Raw genomic sequence first — 19871 nt, 5'->3', positions numbered from 1 at the left:
CCTTAAAACCCGTGCGGCAGCCAAGGCGCCACCGCAGACCCGAACCCCACCGACGCCTCCGCCAACGCCCCTTGGCGCAACTCCCGCACCCGCCCCGCCGCACCCAGCGACGCAAGACTCACCCCACCGAGATACGCCGACCCTAACTCCCGTACGGACAGCGCCAGATCGGCCGCGTCCCGGGTCCGCTCGCAGGACGCCCCCTTCGCGTCCCCCGACAGCCGCCAACGCCCGGAGTTCCAGGGGCAGAAGGCGTCCTCGACCTCCAACACCACATCCACCGGCGCCTGATACGTCCGCGCCTGAAGCGCCGCCCCGACCTCGACGAGCCGGACGAACAGCCCGTCCCGGTACCGCGGCCTGCACCGCCGTATGTCCGACACCTGGTACTGCCAGGCCTCGTCCATCGGCCGCCCGCGCACCTGCAACGTCGTCGTGAGGTCGATGTCGAAGAGGAACCGCCACAACGCGGCCTGCGCCGCCGCGTCCACCCCGGCCAGCTCCCGCAGATGCACCGCGCCGTTGTGCCCGCTCACGCCCCACTCCGGCTTGACCGCATAACGGGCGTATCCGACAGTCTCCCCGTCCCGCTCGGCCACCACGCACTGCAACGGCGACGCCCCGTCCCGCCCGTCCTCCGGATCGAGCACCCCCACCCGCGCCCAGCCGGGCCGAAGTCGGGCCAGCATCCCGGGCCGCACCGGCACCAGCGCCGCGTACACGCTCTCGCAGGCGTCGACCGCCTCCACCGGATCCGCGTACCGCAGCCGTACGTCGTCCGTACCGGCCGGCACCGACAACCGCACCCGGCTCGTGTCGATCTCGGCGCCGAGCTGGAGGGTCCCCACGCCGTACCCGAACCGCCCGTAGATCGCGGGCTCGGACGCCGTCAGCACCGCCAGCGGCTCGCCCCAGGACCGCACATCGTCCAGCTGCTTGCGCATCATCGACGTAAGAACCCCGCGCCGCCGGTGCGTGGCGGCGACGCCGACCATCGTCACGCCCGCCGCGGGCACCGAGGCACCGCCGGGCACGGTCACCCCGAAGCGGAACGCCCCGGCCGACCCCACGCACAGGTCGCCGTCCCAGACGCCGAAGAAGCGGTCGAACTCGGTGAGCTCCCGGTACAGTTCACGCTCCTCTGCGGGCTCGGGCATCCCCCCGAAGGCGCGCAGCAGTACGTCGTACCACGTGTCCCAGTCCTCGGGCAGCAGCTGCCGCAGCTCGGTCGCGGAACCGGTCGTGAAGTGTGTCCCCATGTGCCATGCCTACCAGGGCAATGCGGGACGAGCCAGGGAATTTCCGCCGGGTGGCCGCGCGGTGGCTTCTCGTGAAGTTCACTGTGAAGTTGAGCCTCGGACGGGGGACAAGTGGGACCTCCCGTGCCAAGCAGCTGGTCCGATGGATAGGGTCCCGAACTAATGGCAGCAGGACGAGAGCGGCGCGCGGCCGCCGATACGTTCGCGGCCCGGTTGCGAATGCAGTGGCACCGGGTCCGCGTCGGCCTGCGCCGAAGCGCCGTCGACTACTTCCGCGGCGACGGCTCCGACTGGATCGCGCTGGCCGGACTGCTGCTCACCGTCCCGCTGATCACCGCCACCACTCTGGCCAACTCGGTGTGGTGCGCACCGGCCGCGCTGGTCCTCCCCATCGTCGCCGGCGGACTCCTGCTGCGCCCGGCCAGCCTGCTCGGCCTGTACGCGGCCGCGGCCACCGCCCTCATCGTGGAGTCGGTGCAGCTCGGCCCGTACACCGAGGGCGCCGCCCGGGTCACCCCGGGCGTGGTCCTGGTCGTCGCGGCCTGCGGTTTCGTCGGTCTGCTGATCGCACAGTTCCGCAGCCGGGTCGGTGTGCCCTGGCGGCGCGGCGGCACCATGCTCTTCGACCTGCGCGAACGCATCCGCGTGCAGAGCAAGCTGCCACAGCTGCCGAACGGCTGGCACCGCGAGATGGCGCTGCGCCCGGCGGGCGGCCAGTCGTTCTCCGGTGACTTCGTTGTCGCGGCCCGTACGAACGGCGGCCGCACCCTGGAGGTCGTCCTCACGGATGTCTCGGGCAAGGGCATGGACGCGGGCTCACGCGCCCTGCTGCTCTCGGGCGCCTTCGGCGGCCTGCTCGGCTCCCTGCCCCCGCACGCCTTCCTCCCGGCGGCGAACGGCTACCTCCTGCGCCAGGACTGGGACGAGGGTTTCGCGACCTCCATCCACCTGGTCCTCGACCTGGACTCCGGCGACTACGAGCTCTACTCCGCGGGCCACCCACCGGGCCTCCAGCTCAGCGCGGGCAGCGGCCGCTGGGAGGAGAAGGCCGCCGAGGGCCCGCTGCTGGGTGTGTACGACGGTGCCCAGTTCGACCCCGTGAAGGGCTCGCTGCGGCCCGGGGATGTGTTGATGCTGTTCACAGACGGACTGGTGGAAACCTCCGACCGCGACATCGTCGAGGGCATCGACCGCCTCACCGGCGAGGCCGACCGCTATGTCTCCGGCGGCTTCCACGGGGCGGCCTGGCACCTCATCGAGGCGGTGGCCAAGGACGTCAACGACGACCGTGCGCTGCTGCTGATCTGCCGCGAGGGTCCTACGGTGACGACGCAGGCGGGTGTCCACGCATGAACCTCCGAGAGATCGAGGCCATCGCCCGAGCCGCCCACGAGGGTCAGACGGACAAAGCGGGCAGGCCCTACGCCGAGCATCTGAAGGCCGTGGCCGACGGCGTCCGTACCCGCGGCGGCGACGAGGACCAGATCGCGGCGGCCTGGCTGCACGACGCGGTAGAGGACGACGCCCTCTCCGAACAGTGGCTGCAGGATGCCGCGCTGAGCCGCCGTACGAAGGACATAGTCCTGGCGGTCACGAAGCGGGCGGGGGAGTCACCGGAGGCGTACGCCGGGCGGATCCTCGCCACGCCGGGCGCACTGCTGGTGAAGGAGGCGGACCTGGCGCACAACGCGAACCCGGTGCGCCTGGCGGTTCTCGACGAACCCACCCGCGTACGCCTGACCGAGAAGTACGCAAGAATGCGCGCACTTCTCGGTCTGTAGCCCGTGATGAACTAGGCGTCGGCCTTCTGCCGTTCCCGCGCCAGTTCGGCTGCGTCCCTCTTGAACGCCCACTTCATGTCGGGCTCCATCACGAACCGGAAGACCCGGCGCACCGGTGCAGTGCACAACAGGGTCACGCCGACGGCCGCCACGACGGTGACGAAAACCTCGCCGAACGGCCCATGCAGCCACTCATGCTCGAACCACCCCTGATAGTCCCCGGCCTTCACCAAGAACCCATGCAGCAGATAGCCGTACAACGTGCCCGCACCGAGCGCCGTGAACCACATGTGCCGCCGCGGCACCCACGCGAAGAAACAAGCCGTCAACACCAGCGAGCAGCCGAACATGGCGAGCACCATGACGGGCCCGGCCCACCAGGGCGCGCCCAACTGCTGTGCGGCGTCACGGTGGTAGAACCACGAGGTGTTCATCCGCGGTACGGCCCACCAGCCGAAGGCCAGCGCCATCGCGAACACCGGCACGGACAGGATCCGCACATCGCGCCGACGCACCCACTGGAAGTGCTCGGCCTTCATGTTCAGGCCCAGCACGAAGAACGGCAGGAACTGCAGCACGCGCTGGAGGTCCAGGTCGTCGCCGATCTCCGGGGTGACGGACGCCAGCATCGCGATCCCGAGCGCGACGGGCAGCGGCCGGCGGATCAGCTTCCAGATCGGGGTGGTCAGCCGCCAGACGAACAGCGCGACCAGGAACCAGGTGAGGTACCACGGGTCGAGCAGGCTGATCTCCATGCCCGGATCGTGGTCGATGACCCGCTTGAACAGCGGATACGCGGTCTCGAAGACGATGTACGGCACGGCGACACCGGTGATCAGCCGCCGCAGCCGGTCGGGGCGCATGTCGAAACTGCGCGAGAAGTAGCCCGAGATGACGATGAACGCCGGCATGTGGAAGGCGTACACGACCATGTACAGGCCTTCCAGGACCCGGCTGTCGCCCTTCAGGGGCTCCCAGGTGTGGCCGATGGCCACTAGCACGATCGCCAGGAACTTGGCGTTGTCGAAGAAGGCGTCGCGCTGCTTGCCGGCGGGTGAGCGCGGACTCGGCACTGGCGCTCTGTGATGGCCGTTCGGTGCGTTCGGTGCCTTTGCGGGGGACGAGGCAGCGTGAAACATCTGAGGCACCCTAGCGGCGGCTGTGCGTATTAGTAAAACGCGCGACGTCATTACCGCTTATGAAGGGTGAACGCGGCGCCACGGAACCCGAGATGTGTCCACCTTGTGCCGATTAATCCACGCTAAATGGTACATAAGGCGAGGTTTGGTAGGGGAGTTGATGACACCTGTGATGACAATTCGAAATGCCCGCGAACACGTTGTGTGGACATGGAAACGATCACGTCGAATTCCCCGTACGAGTGCCGCTTCGAATTATCGTGCGGAGCGCGCAGGATGGTCGCCCGCGCGGCCCGGCGCCGCCCGCACCGGCCGCAGTTGTGACTGCCGATGCCCCACCCGCCGCATACGGCGGGCCTGTTGGTGGCACGATGGTTCTGGCGGGGGTGCGCGGGGTTGGCGCCCCCGGGCCGGGAGAGCGGACCGACCGAGGGTGTGATCAGTTGTGGCCATTTCGCTGTCAGTGGTGCTGCTGTTGGCGATCATCTTGGTGGTGTTGATCCGTGGCGGCTCCCTCAAGGCCGGCCCCGCGGTGGTCGCCGTCCTCTTCGGCTTCTTCCTCGCCTCGACCGGCATGGCCGACGACATCCAACGGTTCCTCGACTCGATAGCCGAGACGATCAACTCGATCCAGTTCTAGGAACCGGCCGACCGCTCTCCACCGCCCACGCCGAGGGGCGGCGGCAGCCTGCCCGAAAACACTCAGGGCCGGACCAGAGGAAATTCCTCCGGTCCGGCCCTGGGCCGTACAGAGCGGGCGACGGGAATCGAACCCGCGTAGCTAGTTTGGAAGACTAGGGCTCTACCATTGAGCTACGCCCGCACAGGACGCGCCGCAGGTCAGATGACCGCGGCACTGCAGGCATCGTAGCGGGTCCGCCCGCCTCGACGCACACCCCATAAATGCGGCAGCCCCACTGCCTGCGGGCATGTACCCTACGTGTCGCACCAGACGGGGTGTGGCGCAGCTTGGTAGCGCGTCCGCTTTGGGAGCGGAAGGCCGTGGGTTCAAATCCCGCCACCCCGACCACCTGCTGGATCATCCCCAGTGATCGCCTTTGGGTCGTTCAGCGGCTGCGGTTACTATGCAAGCTGCGCGCCCGTGTGTCCTCACTCCCTGAAGTCCTCCGGGCGGCGAATTTGCCGGACCAGTCTGGCTCCGGCAGAAACCAAGAAGTCAGCCACAAGGAGACCGAACCGTGAAGAGCGCCGTGGAGACCCTGAACCCGACTCGGGTTCGGCTCACTGTCGAGGTGCCCTTCGAGGAGCTCAAGGACAGCCTCGACGCGGCGTACAAGAAGATCAACCAGCAGGTCACGGTGAAGGGCTTCCGCAAGGGCAAGATTCCCGCCCGGGTCATCGACCAGCGGTTCGGCCGTGGCGCCGTGCTGGAGGAGGCCGTCAACGACGCGCTTCCGAAGTTCTACACGGAGGCGGTCAACGAGGCCGAGCTCAACGTCCTGGGCCAGCCCGAGGTCGACATCACCGAGCTGAAGGACGGCGAGACGCTGAACTTCACCGCCGAGGTCGACATCCGCCCGACCATCGAGATCCCGGACTACTCCGGCATCGAGGTCGAGGTCGACGCCATCGAGGTCACCGACGAGGACATCGAGAAGTCGGTCGACCAGCTCCGCGAGCGCTTCGCCTCGACCTCCCCGGTCGAGCGCGCCGCCGAGGACGGCGACGTCGTCACCATCGACCTGCAGGCCAAGGTCGAGGGCGAGGTCCTGGAGGACGGGGTCGCCGAGGGCGTCTCCTACACCATCGGCTCCGGCGAGCTCCTCGACGGCATCGACGACGCCGTCAAGGGCCTCGAGGCCGGTGCCGAGACCACCTTCACCTCCGAGCTCAAGGGCGGCTCCGCGGCCGGCAAGGAGGCCGAGGTCACCGTCAAGGTCACCCAGGTCGCCGCTCGCGAACTGCCCGCGCTGGACGACGACTTCGCGCAGCTCGCCTCGGAGTTCGACACCCTGGAGGAGCTCAAGGCGGACAGCCTCAAGCGCCTCACCAACATGAAGCAGTACGACCAGGCCACGCAGGCCCAGGAGCGCGTCCTGGAGAAGCTGCTGGAGCTCGTCGAGGTGCCCGTCCCCGAGAAGCTCCTCGAGGACGAGATCAACACCCGCAAGCACAACCTGGAGCACCACCAGCTCGGCCAGATGGGCCTCGACCTCGGGAAGTACCTGGAGATCCAGGGCAAGACCGAGGAAGAGTTCGACGCCGAGACCAAGGAAGCCGCGGTCAAGGGCATCAAGACCCAGTTCGTCCTCGACGAGCTGGTCAAGCAGGAGAAGCTCAACGTCAACCAGGAGGAGCTCACCGAGCACCTCATGCGGCGTGCGGCCTCCTCCGGCATGTCCCCCGACCAGTTCGCCCAGGCCGTCGTCGAGGGCGGCCAGGTTCCGCTCCTGGTCGGTGAGGTCGCCCGCGGCAAGGCCCTGGCCGTCGTGGTCGAGAAGGCCACGGTCAAGGACACCAACGGCGAGATCATCGACCTGGACGACGAGGACGAGATCGAGACCGCCGCGGACGTAGCCGCCGAGGCCACGGAGGCCGACGCCACGGACGCGGACGCGGACGCGGAGAAGGCCGAGGGCTGATCACGCCTTCGGCGCCTGTGACGCCGTAGGAAGGCCCCGGGGAAGACATTCCCCGGGGCCTTCCTGGCATACGGCGGCCGGGAGCGCCCTGTCAGGGGCGCGGGGAACTGCGCGATCAACCACAATGGACCCGTGGCGGCCCATATGCCGTCGCAGTTACGGCGAGTAGGCACATGCCCACCCGCCGGAGGCTCTACGCCCCCGGCGAACACTCCCCGCTCCGGGATTCCCTGAAGGGACCAGCGCGTTAGGGTCCATGAGTACGGGGGCAGGGGAGTCGGCGAAACCGCCGGAGGCCCCCGGCAGGGAAACGTGTAGACGGCCCGGCGCCGTCGCAAGACGAGCAGGTGGATACGTGACGAATCTGATGCCCTCCGCCGCCGGCGAGCCTTCCATCGGCGGTGGCCTCGGCGACCATGTCTACAACCGACTGCTCAACGAGCGGATCATCTTCCTCGGCCAGCCGGTCGACGACGACATCGCGAACAAGATCACCGCACAGCTGTTGCTCCTTGCCGCAGACCCGGACAAGGACATCTACATGTACATCAACAGCCCCGGCGGCTCGATCACGGCCGGCATGGCGATCTACGACACCATGCAGTACATCAAGAACGACGTGGTGACCATCGCCATGGGCCTCGCCGCCTCCATGGGCCAGTTCCTGCTCAGCGCGGGCACCCCCGGCAAGCGCTTCGCGCTGCCGAACGCCGAGATCCTGATCCACCAGCCGTCCGCCGGCCTCGCCGGCTCGGCCTCGGACATCAAGATCCACGCCGAGCGGCTGCTGCACACCAAGAAGCGCATGGCCGAGCTCACCTCGCAGCACACGGGCCAGACGATCGAGCAGATCACCCGCGACTCGGACCGCGACCGCTGGTTCGACGCCTTCGAGGCCAAGGACTACGGCCTCATCGACGACGTCATCCCCACGGCCGCCGGCATGCCGGGCGGCGGCGGTACCGGAGCGGCGTAAGGACCTGTACGGGCCCTCAGGACCCACCACAGGGCCGTACGAGCCTCCACCCGCCCCCAGCCACCGCCACAGCCTTTTGGAGACACCGTGAACACCTTCCCCGGCAACGGCCTCTACGACCGTCCGCAGGCCGAGTACAACGGCCCCGTCGCCGAGTCCCGCTACGTCATTCCGCGCTTCGTCGAGCGCACCTCGCAGGGCATTCGTGAGTACGACCCGTACGCGAAGCTCTTCGAGGAGCGCGTGATCTTCCTCGGCGTGCAGATCGACGACGCGTCCGCCAACGACGTCATGGCGCAGCTGCTGTGCCTGGAGTCGATGGACCCCGACCGGGACATCTCGGTCTACATCAACAGCCCCGGTGGCTCCTTCACCGCGCTGACGGCCATCTACGACACGATGCAGTTCGTGAAGCCGGACATCCAGACGGTCTGCATGGGCCAGGCGGCCTCCGCCGCCGCCGTCCTGCTCGCGGCGGGCTCGCCCGGCAAGCGCATGGCGCTGCCCAACGCCCGCATCCTGATCCACCAGCCGTACAGCGAGACGGGCCGCGGTCAGGTTTCCGACCTGGAGATTGCCGCGAACGAGATCCTCCGGATGCGCGCGCAGCTGGAGGAGATGCTGGCCAAGCACTCCACCACGCCGATCGAGAAGATCCGCGAGGACATCGAGCGCGACAAGATCCTCACGGCCGAGGACGCCCTGTCGTACGGCCTGATCGACCAGATCATCTCCACGCGGAAGATGAACAACGCATCCGTGCGCTGAGCCGGAGGCTGTATCGTCGGCCGCTCCTTGGCACGGTGCACGACAAAGTGAACCGTGCCAAGGGGGGCCCGAACGAGGGCCCCGGCAAGGTACCGTCGGATTAAGGCAGCACCAGGAGCCGCTGGACCTAGGCGTCTCCCAGGCGAAGGGGAAGCACACCGTGGCACGCATCGGTGACGGCGGCGATCTGCTCAAGTGCTCGTTCTGCGGCAAGAGCCAGAAGCAGGTCAAGAAGCTCATCGCAGGGCCCGGTGTGTACATCTGCGACGAGTGCATCGATCTCTGCAACGAGATCATCGAGGAAGAGCTCGCGGAGACCAGTGAGGTGCGCTGGGAGGAGCTCCCGAAGCCCCGTGAGATCTATGAGTTCCTCGAGGGGTATGTGGTGGGCCAGGAGGCGGCCAAGAAGGCGCTCTCCGTCGCGGTGTACAACCACTACAAACGCGTCCAGGCCGGTGAGAACGGCGGCGGTCAAAGCCGCGAGGACGCCATCGAGTTGGCGAAGTCGAACATCCTTCTGCTGGGCCCCACGGGCTCCGGGAAGACCCTGCTGGCCCAGACACTCGCCCGGATGCTCAACGTCCCGTTCGCGATCGCGGACGCGACGGCGCTGACGGAGGCGGGCTATGTCGGTGAGGACGTCGAGAACATCCTGCTGAAGCTGATCCAGGCGGCGGACTACGACGTCAAGAAGGCCGAGACCGGGATCATCTACATCGATGAGATCGACAAGGTCGCGCGGAAGAGTGAAAATCCGTCGATCACGCGAGACGTGAGCGGCGAGGGCGTCCAGCAGGCGTTGCTCAAGATCCTCGAAGGCACGACGGCCTCGGTCCCGCCCCAGGGCGGGCGTAAGCACCCCCACCAGGAGTTCATCCAGATCGACACGACGAACGTCCTGTTCATCGTGGGCGGCGCCTTCGCGGGCCTGGAGAAGATCATCGAGTCCCGGGCCGGCGCGAAGGGCATCGGCTTCGGCGCGACGATCCGCTCGAAGCGCGAACTGGAAGCCAAGGACCAGTTCGAGGACGTCATGCCCGAGGACCTGGTCAAGTTCGGCATGATCCCCGAGTTCATCGGCCGCCTCCCGGTCATCACCTCGGTCCACAACCTGGACCGCGAGGCCCTGCTCCAGATCCTGGTAGAACCCCGCAACGCCCTGGTCAAGCAGTACCAGCGCCTCTTCGAACTCGACGGCGTGGAGCTGGACTTCGAGCGCGAGGCCCTGGAAGCCATCGCCGACCAGGCCATCCTCCGCCAGACCGGCGCGCGGGGCTTGCGCGCCATCATGGAAGAGGTGTTGATGTCGGTGATGTACGAGGTCCCGTCCCGCAAGGACGTGGCCCGAGTCGTCATCACAGCAGACGTCGTCCACTCGAACGTCAACCCGACCCTGATCCCGCGGGACGCGCGGAACGGGCGGGGACCGGGGGAGCAGAAGACGGCGTAACAGTACGTCCCAGCCTGGGGCCTTGGCGCAAGAGCCGCGCCAAGGCCCGTTTTGCGCCAGCCGTACGGAAAGATCACGTCAGCCGAGTCGCAGAACGTGTCCTCATGCCTGCCGTCGTGATCTCATGGAGCCGACCAAGTCGACTGTTTGTTCGAGTTGTCGACTATTGAAAACGGGAGGACTTCAAGTGTTCCGAAGGGCGAAGTACATGGTGGCCGCGGCCGGTGTGGTTGTTGCGGCGGGGACTCTGCCGATCCTCGCGGCCTCGCCCGCGAGCGCCACGCAGAGCGCCTGCACCAACTACGTGGCCAACCATGGATACTTCGCCGGCCCGAAGGTGAAGGCGGCCTGCTCTCACGGGGCGATCGACGCGGGCGTGACGAAGGCGCCCAACCCCGCCTGCATCGTCGGACTGGCGAACCTGGACGTGGCCAACAGCGTGTCAGTGCCAGCCTGCAAGCGAGCCTGATCACAGCGAAGGCGGCTCGGTACATGACCGAGCCGCCTTCGTCTGCACAAAATGGAGCGGGCGTCAGGCCTTGACGCGGACTTCCTTGCGCACCTTGGCCGTCAGCTCAGCCGCGCCCTCCACGTCGGCGGCCTTGCCGCCCATGGCGCTTGCCAGGTCGGCGTGGATGATCACGCCCAGGGTGCTGTGGTCGCCCCAGATGCAGACCGGCATGCTGATCTCGCTCGGGCCCGAGGAGGTCCCCGAGTCCTCCTTGTACTTCGTCTCCTGGCACTTGAGGACCGCGCCATCGAGGCCGCTCGGCGTGTACGCCTTGGGACTGCCGACGACCTCGCCACCCTCGTCGGTGGCGTTCTTCTTCATGTCGGCGAACATCGCGTCGACGACCGACTCCGGATCCTCGATCTCGCCGTACACGCCCATGAAGTTGATCATCTTCATGGCCAGGGGGTTGTTCTCGTCACCTGCCTGGTAGCCGGCGTGCACATCCTTGGCGTTCTTCACGCCGTGCTTCTCGGCTTCCTTGACGTCGTTCTCGTCGAAGCCGCCGCTGTCGGCGTCGTCGGCCTTCTTGTACTCGCCGCTGAGCAGGGTCGCCGGCGTCGTCAGCTTGTGCGGACCGTCATCGGCGATGTCCGACCCGCCGCCACCCCCGCCCACCACGAAGTACACGCCCACCCCGATGGCAGCCACGACCGCCACCGCGCCCAGGATGATCCCCGTCTTCTTCTTGCCGCCGCCCGGAGCCGGGGGCATCGGGGCGCCGCCGTACGGGGCCTGGCCGTAGGGCGGCTGCTGGCCGTACGGGGGCTGCTGCGGCGGGACGCCCTGCGGGGCCTGCTGGGGGTAGCCGTAACCCGGCTGCGGTGCCTGCGGCTGCTGGGGGTAGCCATAGCCGGGCTGCGGAGCCTGCGGCTGCTGGCCGTACGGACCCGGCTGGCCGTACGGTCCGGGCTGCTGGGGCTGCCCGCCGTACGGGCCCGGCTGGTTGTAGCTCATTACTGGGTTCCCCTCCAGATGCTTATGTGGTCCTGACATCCTGGACCAGGCGGGGGGCGCGCGGTGCATCGGGGCCCCCACCGTTACAGAACAAAGGCGTTTCGGGACGGGGCCGAGACACCCCTAAACTGACCCCGTGACCGAGAACGCTCAGCAGCAGCCACCAGCGCCCAACACCGAACTGCCGACCCAGTACGCGCCGGCCGACGTAGAGGGCCCGCTGTACGAGCGCTGGGTAGAGCGGGGTTACTTCGAGGCCGACGAGAAGAGTGACAAGCCGCCGTACACCATTGTCATTCCGCCGCCGAACGTCACCGGCAGCCTGCACCTCGGTCATGCCTTCGAGCACACCCTCATCGACGCGCTGACCCGTCGTAAGCGCATGCAGGGGTACGAGACCCTGTGGCAGCCCGGCATGGATCATGCGGGGATCGCGACCCAGAACGTCGTCGAGCGGGAGCTGGGCAAGGAGGGCAAGTCCCGGCACGACCTCGGCCGTGAGGCGTTCGTCGAGCGGGTCTGGCAGTGGAAGGGCGAGTCCGGCGGGCAGATTTCCGGGCAGATGCGCCGGCTCGGTGACGGTGTCGCCTGGTCGCGTGAGCGGTTCACCATGGATGAAGGGCTCTCGCAGGCCGTTCAGACCATCTTCAAGCGGCTCTACGACGACGAGCTCATCTACCGCGCCGAGCGCATCATCAACTGGTGCCCGCGCTGTCTCACCGCCATCTCCGACATCGAGGTCGAGTACCAGGACGACGACGGCGAGCTCGTCTCCATGAAGTACGGCGACGGGGACGACGCCATCGTCGTCGCCACCACCCGTGCCGAGACGATGCTCGGTGACACCGCCGTCGCCGTTCACCCCGAGGACGAGCGGTACAAGCACCTCGTCGGCAAGCTCATCAGGCTGCCGCTGACCGACCGTTCCATCCCGGTCGTCGCGGACGAGCACGTCGACCCCGAGTTCGGCACCGGCGCCGTCAAGGTCACCCCGGCCCACGACCCGAACGACTTCGAGATCGGCCAGCGGCACGACCTGCCGGCCATCACGATCATGGACGAGCACGCTGTCATCACCGCCCACGGCCCCTTCCAGGGCCTGGACCGGCTGGAAGCGCGGTCGGCGATCGTCGCCGCGCTGCGTGCCGAGGGCCGGATCGTCGCCGAGAAGCGGCCGTACGTCCACAGCGTCGGCCACTGCTCGCGCTGCAAGACCACCATCGAGCCCCGTCTGTCCATGCAGTGGTGGGTCAAGGTCGGCCCGCTGGCGAAGGCCGCCGGTGACGCGGTCCGCGAGGGCAAGGTCAAGATCCATCCGCAGGAGATGGAGAAGCGGTACTTCGACTGGGTCGACAACCTCCACGACTGGTGTATTTCACGGCAGTTGTGGTGGGGTCACCGGATCCCGGTCTGGTACGGCCCGAACGGCGAAGTGGTCTGCGTCGGTCCGGACGACGAGGCGCCCACCGGCGAGGGCTGGCACCAGGACACCGACGTCCTCGACACCTGGTTCTCCTCCGGCCTGTGGCCCTTCTCCACCCTCGGCTGGCCCGAACAGACCGAGTCGCTCGCGAAGTTCTACCCGAACTCCGTCCTGGTCACCGGCTACGACATCCTCTTCTTCTGGGTCGCCCGGATGATGATGTTCGGCCTGTACGCGATGGACGGCACCCCGCCGTTCCACACCATCGCCCTGCACGGCATGGTCCGCGACCAGTTCGGCAAGAAGATGTCGAAGTCCTTCGGCAACGCGGTCAACCCGCTGGACTGGATGGACAAGTACGGCAGCGACGCTCTCCGCTTCACCCTCGTCCGCGGCGCCAACCCCGGCGTCGACGTCCCGATCGGCGAGGACTGGGTCCAGGGCTCCCGCAACTTCGCCAACAAGATCTGGAACGCCACGCGCTTCGCGCTGATGAACGGCGCGACGGTGGAGGGCCCGCTGCCGGCGCCCGAGCAGATGTCGGCGACGGACCGCTGGATCCTCTCCCGCCTCAACTCCGTCGTCGCCGAAGTCGACGCGCTCTACGAGGACTTCCAGTTCGCGAAGCTCTCCGACGCGCTGTTCCACTTCGCGTGGGACGAGGTCTTCGACTGGTACGTCGAGCTGTCCAAGACCACCTTCCAGGCGGGCGGCGAGCCGGCCGAGGTCTCCAAGCGAGTCCTGGGCGAGGTCCTCGACGTCACGCTCAAGCTGCTGCACCCCGTGGTTCCCTTCGTCACGGAGACCCTCTGGACCACCCTCACCGGTGGCGAGTCGCTCGTCATCGCCGAGTGGCCGAAGGACAGTGGCTTCCGCGACCAGGCGGCCGAGAAGGAGATCGAGAGCCTCCAGTCGGTCATCACCGAGGTCCGCCGCTTCCGCGCCGACCAGGGCCTCCAGCCCGGCCAGCGGGTCCCGGCCCGCCTGACCCTGGACGGCACGGCCCTGGCGCCTCACGAGGCCGCCATCCGTCAGCTCCTGCGCCTCCAGCCGGAGGGCGACGCCTTCACGGCGACGGCGACCCTCCCGGTCGCGGGCGCCGAGGTCGCGCTCGACCTCTCCGGCACGATCGACATCGCGGCGGAGCGCAAGCGCCTCGCGAAGGACCTCGCGGCAGCGGAGAAGGAGAAGGCCCAGGCCACGGCCAAGCTCGGCAACGAGGCCTTCCTGGCCAAGGCCCCGGACAACGTCGTGGAGAAGATCCGCGGCCGCCTGGCCAAGGCGGACGAGGACATCGCCAGGATCAAGGCCCAGCTGGACAGGCTGCCCGAGGCGTAAGTCGTTGTACGCGCATGAAGGCCCCCGGAACCACACGGCTCCGGGGGCCTTGGCCTACGTCTGTCAGTCCGCCTCCGTAGACTGACCCCGTGAGTGAAAGCGACCCCTTCGACGAGATCATCGCGGAAGAGACCGACCGCGACCCCGATCTCGCGGTCATCGAGGCCGGCAGCCGTACCCTCCGCACCCAGGGCGGAGCCCCGAGCGCGGACGTACCCGCGCGCCCCGAAGACCCCGAGGTCGACAAGGCCCTGCGCGAAGTCGAAGCGGAGCTCGCCACCCGCTGGGGCGAAACCAAGCTGGAGCCCTCGGTCAGCCGTATCGCCGCCCTGATGGACGTACTGGGCGAGCCACAGCGCTCGTACCCCTCGATCCACATCACCGGCACGAACGGCAAGACCACCACCGCCCGCATGATCGAGGCCCTCCTCGGCGCCTTCGAGCTGCGCACGGGCCGGTACACGAGCCCGCACGTCCAGTCGATCACCGAGCGCATCAGCCTCGACGGCGCCGCGATCGACGCCGAGCGGTTCATCGAGACGTACCACGACATCAAGCCGTACATCGAGATGGTGGACGCCCAACAGGAGTACCGGCTGTCCTTCTTCGAGGTGCTGACCGGCATGGCGTACGCCGCCTTCGCGGACGCGCCCGTCGACGTGGCCGTCGTCGAGGTGGGCATGGGCGGCTCCTGGGACGCCACGAACGTCATCGACGGTGATGTCGCCGTAGTCACCCCCATAGACCTGGACCACACCGACCGGCTCGGTGAGACGCCCGCCGAGATCGCCGCCGAGAAGGCCGGGATCGTCAAGCAGGACGCCACCGTGATCCTGGCCCAGCAGCCGGTGGACGCGGCGCAGGTGCTGCTGAAGAAGGCCGTGGAGGTCGACGCGACGGTCGCCCGCGAGGGGCTGGAGTTCGGGGTCGTCGCCCGGACGGTCGCCGTCGGCGGACAGCTCGTCACCCTGCGCGGCCTCGGCGGCGAGTACGGCGAGGTCTATCTCCCGCTGCACGGCGCCCACCAGGCGCACAACGCCGCGGTGGCGCTCGCCGCCGTGGAGGCGTTCTTCGGGGTCGGCGCCCTGCGCGCCGAGCCGCTCGACATCGACACCGTCCGAAAGGCCTTCGCAGCCGTCTCCTCGCCGGGCCGCATGGAGGTCGTACGCCGGTCGCCGACCATCGTGCTGGACGCCGCGCACAACCCGGCGGGCGCCAGGGTGACCGCCGAGGCGATCAGGGAGGCCTTCGACTTCAGCCGGCTGATCGGCGTGGTCGGGGCCAGCGGCGACAAGAACGTACGAGGGCTGCTGGAGGCCTTCGAGCCGATCTTCGCCGAGGTCGTGATCACGCAGAACTCCAGCCATCGCGCGATGGACGCCGACGAGTTGGCCGCCATCGCCGTGGAGGTGTTCGGCGACGAGCGGGTCCAGGTCGAGCCGCGGCTGCCGGACGCCCTGGAGGCCGCGATCACGCTGGCCGAGGAGGAGGGCGAGTTCGCGGGCGGCGGTGTGCTCGTCACCGGTTCCGTCATCACCGTGGGCGAGGCCCGGCTGCTGCTGGGGAAAGGCTGAGGTTTTCACGTATGCGTACGCTCTGTGCGTCGACCCTGATCGGCGAGTTCTTCGTCATCGGCTTCGCCGGTCTGGTCGCCATGAAGGACCCCGATCTGTCCATGTCGACGGTGTGGACGGTCAGCGGGATCGCGATGTTCCTGTGCGTGCTGCTGTGCGGTCTGGTCACCCGGCCCGGCGGCATCGCCATGGGCTGGGCGCTGCAGGTCGTGCTGATCGCCTCCGGGTTCGTCGTGCCGTCGATGTTCTTCCTGGGCGCGGCCTTCACCGCCCTGTGGTGGGCCTCGGTGCACTACGGACGGAAGATCGACGAGGCGAAGGCGAGATTCGCGGCGCAGGCCGACGGCTCCACTCCGGACGCGGCCTGACCCTCTACACCTGACGCTGCGTAACAAGTGCCCGGACACGCCGGGTAACCTCGTCTTCCCGCACACCTTGATGCACTAAGGAGCCCGTCGTGACCCAGCGCACCCTCGTCCTCCTCAAGCCCGACGCCGTACGTCGTGGCCTGACCGGCGAGATCATCAGCCGGATCGAGCGCAAGGCGGGCTGGCAGATCACCGCGCTGGAGCTGCGCACCCTGGACCAGGAGACCCTCGAGCAGCACTACGGCGAGCACAAGGGCAAGCCCTTCTACGAGCCGCTGGTCGAGTTCATGTCCTCGGGACCGGTCGTCGCGCTGATCGTCGAGGGCGAGCGGGTCATCGAGGGCGTACGCGCGCTGGCCGGACCGACCGACCCGATCGCCGCCGCCCCCGGCTCCATCCGGGGCGACTTCGGTGTGATCGTCCGTGAGAACCTCATCCACGCCTCCGACTCCGAGGAGTCCGCCGAGCGCGAGGTGAAGATCTTCTTCCCGGGCCGCGCCTAGGAACCAGCACGGCAGTTGAGAGAGCCCGGGGGCATTGCCCCCGGACTTTCTGGCATATGCGGGGCGTTCGGGGGAACGAGACTCCCCGAACGCTCGTCTCCGAGAGCGAACCCGCACATCATCTGCTGACAATGGCGAAGGACCCTCACGCCGTGTTCGCGAAGGCGCGTCTACGATGGAAGCCTTCACGTCACAGCACCCACCTCGCCAACCTGAAAAGCCCTCAAAAGCTCGTGGGAAGGCCAGACGAATCCTGATGGGGAACTCAATGTCGTTCATCGGCCGTGACATGGCTGTCGACCTCGGGACCGCCAACACGCTGGTGTACGTCAGGGGTCGCGGGATCGTACTCAACGAGCCGTCCGTCGTCGCGATCAACACCAACACCGGTGGCATCCTCGCGGTCGGCGCCGAAGCCAAGAAGATGATCGGGCGCACGCCCGGCAACATCGTTGCCGTGCGTCCGCTGAAGGACGGCGTGATCGCCGACTTCGAGATCACCGAGCGGATGCTCCGTTACTTCATCCTGAAGATCCACAAGCGGCGGTATCTGGCTCGTCCGCGGGTCGTCGTCTGTGTGCCCTCGGGCATCACGGGCGTCGAGCGCCGCGCCGTCATCGAGGCGTCGTCCCAGGCCGGCGCCCGTCAGGTGCACATCATCGAGGAGCCCATGGCCGCGGCCATCGGCTCCGGCCTGCCGGTCCACGAGGCCACGGGCAACATGGTGGTGGACATCGGCGGCGGCACCACGGAGGTCGCGGTCATCTCCCTCGGCGGCATCGTCACCGCCCAGTCCATCCGCGTGGCGGGCGACGAACTGGACAACGCGATCATCCAGCACATCAAGAAGGAGTACTCGCTCCTGCTGGGTGAGCGCACGGCCGAGCAGATCAAGATCACGATCGGTTCGGCGTACGACCTCGATGCTGACGAACACACCGAAATCCGCGGCCGGGACCTCGTCTCCGGGCTGCCCAAGACCGTTGTCATCTCCGCCGCCGAAGTACGCAAGGCGATCGAGGAGCCCGTCAACGCCATTGTCGACGCCGTCAAGACGACCCTCGACAAGTGCCCGCCGGAGCTGTCCGGCGACATCATGGACCGCGGCATCGTCCTGACCGGCGGCGGTGCCCTGCTGCGCGGCCTCGACGAGCGGCTGCGCCGGGAGACCGGCATGCCGATCCATATCGCCGAGGACCCGCTGGACAGCGTGGCGCTCGGCTCCGGCAAGTGCGTCGAGGAGTTCGAGGCGCTCCAGCAGGTTCTGGACGCCCAGCCCCGCAGATGACGTAACTCTTCGATTCCGCCGTACGAGACGATCTCCTCTCGTACGGCGGATCGTTGATATAGATGCATAAGCTCCCACAATGCAGCCCCTCGGGTTTCCCTGGGGCTTCCCGAATTCCTATGAGGAAGGGCACGGCCGCCGCACGTGAGGGACACACGAGAGAGCCGGCTGCTCCTGGTGCTGCTGATCGCCATCGCGTTCGCGCTGATCACGGTGGATATCCGCGGTGGGGAGGACTCCCCGGTCGACGGTGCCCGCCAGGCCGCGGCCACCGTCTTCGGCCCGATCGAGAACGGCGTCTCGGCCGCGGTCGACCCCGTCGGCAACGCGGTCTCCGCGATCCGTGACTCCGGCGAACGGCACGACCGGATCGCCGAACTGGAGCAGCAGAACGCCGCCCTCAAGGCGAAGCTCGGCAGCGACGACCGCAACCGCAGCAGACTCGCGCAGCTCGACAAGATGCTGAAGACCGCGGGCAAGGGCCAGTACGGCATCAAGGGCGCGGAGGTCATCGCGATAGGAGCGGCCCAGGGTTTCTCCTGGACCATCACCATCGACGCCGGCGCCAATGACGGCCTCAAGCGCGACATGACGGTCCTCAACGGGGACGGTCTGGTCGGGCGGGTGACGACCGTCGGTCCCAACACCGCGACCGTGCTGCTCGCCAACGACCCCGACTTCACCGTCGGTACCCGCATGGAGGGCAACGACGAACTCGGCTTCGCCTCAGGACAGGGCGACGGCCCGCTGCGCGTCGAACTCCTCAACGGCAAGGCACAGATCAAGAAGGGCGACCGTCTTGTCACCTTCGGCTCGCAGGCCGACAAGCCCTTCGTGCCGGGCGTGCCGGTCGGCGTGGTCAACCGCGTCGACCCCTCCGGCGGCGACCTGACCCGCACCCTCTACGTCACGCCGTACGTCAGCTTCACCAAGCTGGACATCGTCGGCGTCGTCGTCCAGGCCCCGAAGAAGGATCCGCGCGACACGGTGCTCCCCGACAAGCCCAAGCCGACCCCCACGCCGACCGTGACGGTCACCGTCACCCCGTCCGCGCCGGTCGACGGCCAGTACCCGCAAGAAGAGCAGTAGGAGCTGAAGCCCCATGCGCGTCAACCGGATCCTGCTCTCTTCCTCACTGGTCGTCGTCGCCCTGGTGCTCCAGGTCAGCGTCCTCGCCCGGCTCCATCTCCCCGGCGCCGTCCCCGACCTGCTCCTGCTGACGGTCCTGGGCCTTGCCATGGTCTACGGCCATGTCGGCGGCGCCCTCATCGGCTTCGGCGCGGGACTGCTCGCCGACCTCGCCCCACCCGCCGACCACGCCGCGGGCCGCTATGCCCTGGTGCTGTGCGTCATCGGCTATCTCGCCGGACTCGTCAAACCGGAGAACGGCCAGCTGAAGTCGGCGACCGGACCCATGGCCGTGGTCGTCGCCGCGGCCATCGGCTCCACCCTGCTCTACGCCGGTGTCGGCGCCCTCGTCGGCGACACCGCCGCCCGCCATGTGGGCCTGACCAGCCTGCTGTTCACGGCCGCGCTCTACGACCTGCTGCTCGCCCCGTTCGTCGTCCCCGGGCTCATGGCACTGGCCCGGCGCGCGGAGAACGACCCCCTTGCCGATACCAACTCCTCGGCGAAGAAGGCCGACATCTCCACCGGCTGGCTCTCCGGCGGCACCGGACTGCGGATCGGCAGCCAGCGCGGGGGCCTGGGCGGTCGCGGCGGCCTCGGCGGACGAGGTGCCCTCGGCGGTCTGAAGGTGAAGGCGGCGCGGGCGCGCACCGCCCGTGCCGGGCGCATCAAGGGGGTCAAGCGGCTGTGAGGGCGCGGAACTTCACCCGAACGGGTCTGCCTGGGCGGAACGCCGCCTCACAGGTCGGCCGTTCATCATTCGTACGCGCACACACGCCGGCGCACTGAGAGGGGGCGGCAGCCG

At 68.1% G+C, this 19871-nt stretch carries 18 protein-coding genes and 2 tRNA genes; 16 read left to right on the top strand and 4 right to left on the bottom strand.

Translation table 11 applies throughout. The annotated features are described in order from the left end of the window. Positions 1–2 precede the first annotated feature (2 nt). Positions 3–1259: a GNAT family N-acetyltransferase gene (locus OHT76_RS15315; protein WP_328871375.1), complete on the bottom strand. Its 1257-nt coding sequence runs from the start codon at positions 1257–1259 to the stop codon at positions 3–5. 162 nt (positions 1260–1421) lie between these two features. On the opposite strand from OHT76_RS15315, the gene OHT76_RS15310 reads away from it, so the two are divergent. Further along, a complete protein-coding gene (locus tag OHT76_RS15310; RefSeq protein WP_328871374.1) occupies positions 1422–2612 on the top strand; it encodes a PP2C family protein-serine/threonine phosphatase in 1191 nt (396 codons plus the stop codon). After that, entirely contained in the window at positions 2609–3040 is a 432-nt protein-coding gene (locus OHT76_RS15305; protein WP_328871373.1) for an HD domain-containing protein, read from the top strand. Before OHT76_RS15310 ends, OHT76_RS15305 begins: the two co-directional genes overlap by 4 nt. A gap of 11 nt (positions 3041–3051) precedes the next feature. On the opposite strand, the gene OHT76_RS15300 is transcribed toward OHT76_RS15305, so the two are convergent. Next, on the bottom strand, positions 3052–4179 hold the full coding sequence (locus tag OHT76_RS15300; protein WP_328871372.1) for an acyltransferase family protein: 1128 nt from the start codon (positions 4177–4179) through the stop codon (positions 3052–3054). A gap of 445 nt (positions 4180–4624) precedes the next feature. Between OHT76_RS15300 and OHT76_RS15295 the strand changes: the two genes are divergently transcribed. Then, entirely contained in the window at positions 4625–4819 is a 195-nt protein-coding gene (locus OHT76_RS15295) for a hypothetical protein (protein ID WP_150949237.1), read from the top strand. Between the two features lie 112 nt (positions 4820–4931). Here the strand turns inward: OHT76_RS15295 and OHT76_RS15290 are convergent. Then, positions 4932–5002 (bottom strand) — tRNA-Gly (locus OHT76_RS15290). 130 nt (positions 5003–5132) lie between these two features. Here OHT76_RS15290 and OHT76_RS15285 point away from each other — a divergent pair. From OHT76_RS15285 to OHT76_RS15260, 6 genes are all read left to right on the top strand, one after another. Then, a tRNA-Pro gene (locus OHT76_RS15285) sits at positions 5133–5209 on the top strand. Positions 5210–5378: 169 nt separating this feature from the next. Beyond that, positions 5379–6782 (top strand): trigger factor, encoded by a 1404-nt coding sequence (gene tig, locus OHT76_RS15280; protein WP_328871371.1) that lies wholly within the window; start codon positions 5379–5381, stop codon positions 6780–6782. A 367-nt stretch (positions 6783–7149) separates the two neighbouring features. Next, positions 7150–7758, top strand: a complete 609-nt coding sequence (locus tag OHT76_RS15275) for an ATP-dependent Clp protease proteolytic subunit (protein ID WP_315888001.1) — start codon at positions 7150–7152, stop codon at positions 7756–7758. Positions 7759–7845: 87 nt separating this feature from the next. Further along, positions 7846–8526: an ATP-dependent Clp protease proteolytic subunit gene (locus OHT76_RS15270; RefSeq protein WP_328871370.1), complete on the top strand. Its 681-nt coding sequence runs from the start codon at positions 7846–7848 to the stop codon at positions 8524–8526. Positions 8527–8686: 160 nt separating this feature from the next. Then, on the top strand, positions 8687–9976 hold the full coding sequence (gene clpX, locus OHT76_RS15265; RefSeq protein ID WP_133926274.1) for an ATP-dependent Clp protease ATP-binding subunit ClpX: 1290 nt from the start codon (positions 8687–8689) through the stop codon (positions 9974–9976). A 187-nt stretch (positions 9977–10163) separates the two neighbouring features. Continuing rightward, positions 10164–10445, top strand: coding sequence for a hypothetical protein (locus OHT76_RS15260; protein ID WP_328871369.1), 282 nt, complete (start codon positions 10164–10166; stop codon positions 10443–10445). Between the two features lie 63 nt (positions 10446–10508). On the opposite strand, the gene OHT76_RS15255 is transcribed toward OHT76_RS15260, so the two are convergent. After that, complete coding sequence (locus tag OHT76_RS15255; RefSeq protein ID WP_328871368.1) at positions 10509–11444, bottom strand: hypothetical protein; 936 nt, start codon at positions 11442–11444, stop codon at positions 10509–10511. Positions 11445–11580: 136 nt separating this feature from the next. On the opposite strand from OHT76_RS15255, the gene OHT76_RS15250 reads away from it, so the two are divergent. The 7 genes from OHT76_RS15250 to mreD all read left to right on the top strand — a co-directional run bounded on the left by OHT76_RS15250 (position 11581) and on the right by mreD (position 19757). Beyond that, positions 11581–14205, top strand: coding sequence for a valine--tRNA ligase (locus OHT76_RS15250; RefSeq protein ID WP_328871367.1), 2625 nt, complete (start codon positions 11581–11583; stop codon positions 14203–14205). An 89-nt stretch (positions 14206–14294) separates the two neighbouring features. Further along, entirely contained in the window at positions 14295–15779 is a 1485-nt protein-coding gene (gene folC / locus OHT76_RS15245) for a bifunctional tetrahydrofolate synthase/dihydrofolate synthase (RefSeq protein ID WP_328871366.1), read from the top strand. Positions 15780–15790: 11 nt separating this feature from the next. Further along, complete coding sequence (locus OHT76_RS15240; RefSeq protein WP_328871365.1) at positions 15791–16147, top strand: DUF4233 domain-containing protein; 357 nt, start codon at positions 15791–15793, stop codon at positions 16145–16147. Between the two features lie 89 nt (positions 16148–16236). Next, positions 16237–16650 carry a nucleoside-diphosphate kinase gene (gene ndk, locus OHT76_RS15235; RefSeq protein ID WP_186280864.1) on the top strand — a complete coding sequence of 138 codons (414 nt, stop codon included), beginning with the start codon at positions 16237–16239 and terminating at the stop codon, positions 16648–16650. 268 nt (positions 16651–16918) lie between these two features. Continuing rightward, positions 16919–17938, top strand: coding sequence for a rod shape-determining protein (locus OHT76_RS15230; RefSeq protein ID WP_004931372.1), 1020 nt, complete (start codon positions 16919–16921; stop codon positions 17936–17938). A 144-nt stretch (positions 17939–18082) separates the two neighbouring features. Further along, on the top strand, positions 18083–19027 hold the full coding sequence (mreC, locus tag OHT76_RS15225; protein ID WP_328871364.1) for a rod shape-determining protein MreC: 945 nt from the start codon (positions 18083–18085) through the stop codon (positions 19025–19027). A 13-nt stretch (positions 19028–19040) separates the two neighbouring features. Next, positions 19041–19757, top strand: coding sequence for a rod shape-determining protein MreD (mreD, locus tag OHT76_RS15220; RefSeq protein ID WP_328871363.1), 717 nt, complete (start codon positions 19041–19043; stop codon positions 19755–19757). Positions 19758–19871 lie beyond the last annotated feature (114 nt).

Origin of the sequence: Streptomyces sp. NBC_00287 (assembly GCF_036173105.1) — a bacterium.
Lineage (GTDB): Bacteria > Actinomycetota > Actinomycetes > Streptomycetales > Streptomycetaceae > Streptomyces.
Note: the sequence above shows the minus strand (reverse complement) of the source record. Positions and strands in the feature narration are given on the sequence as shown.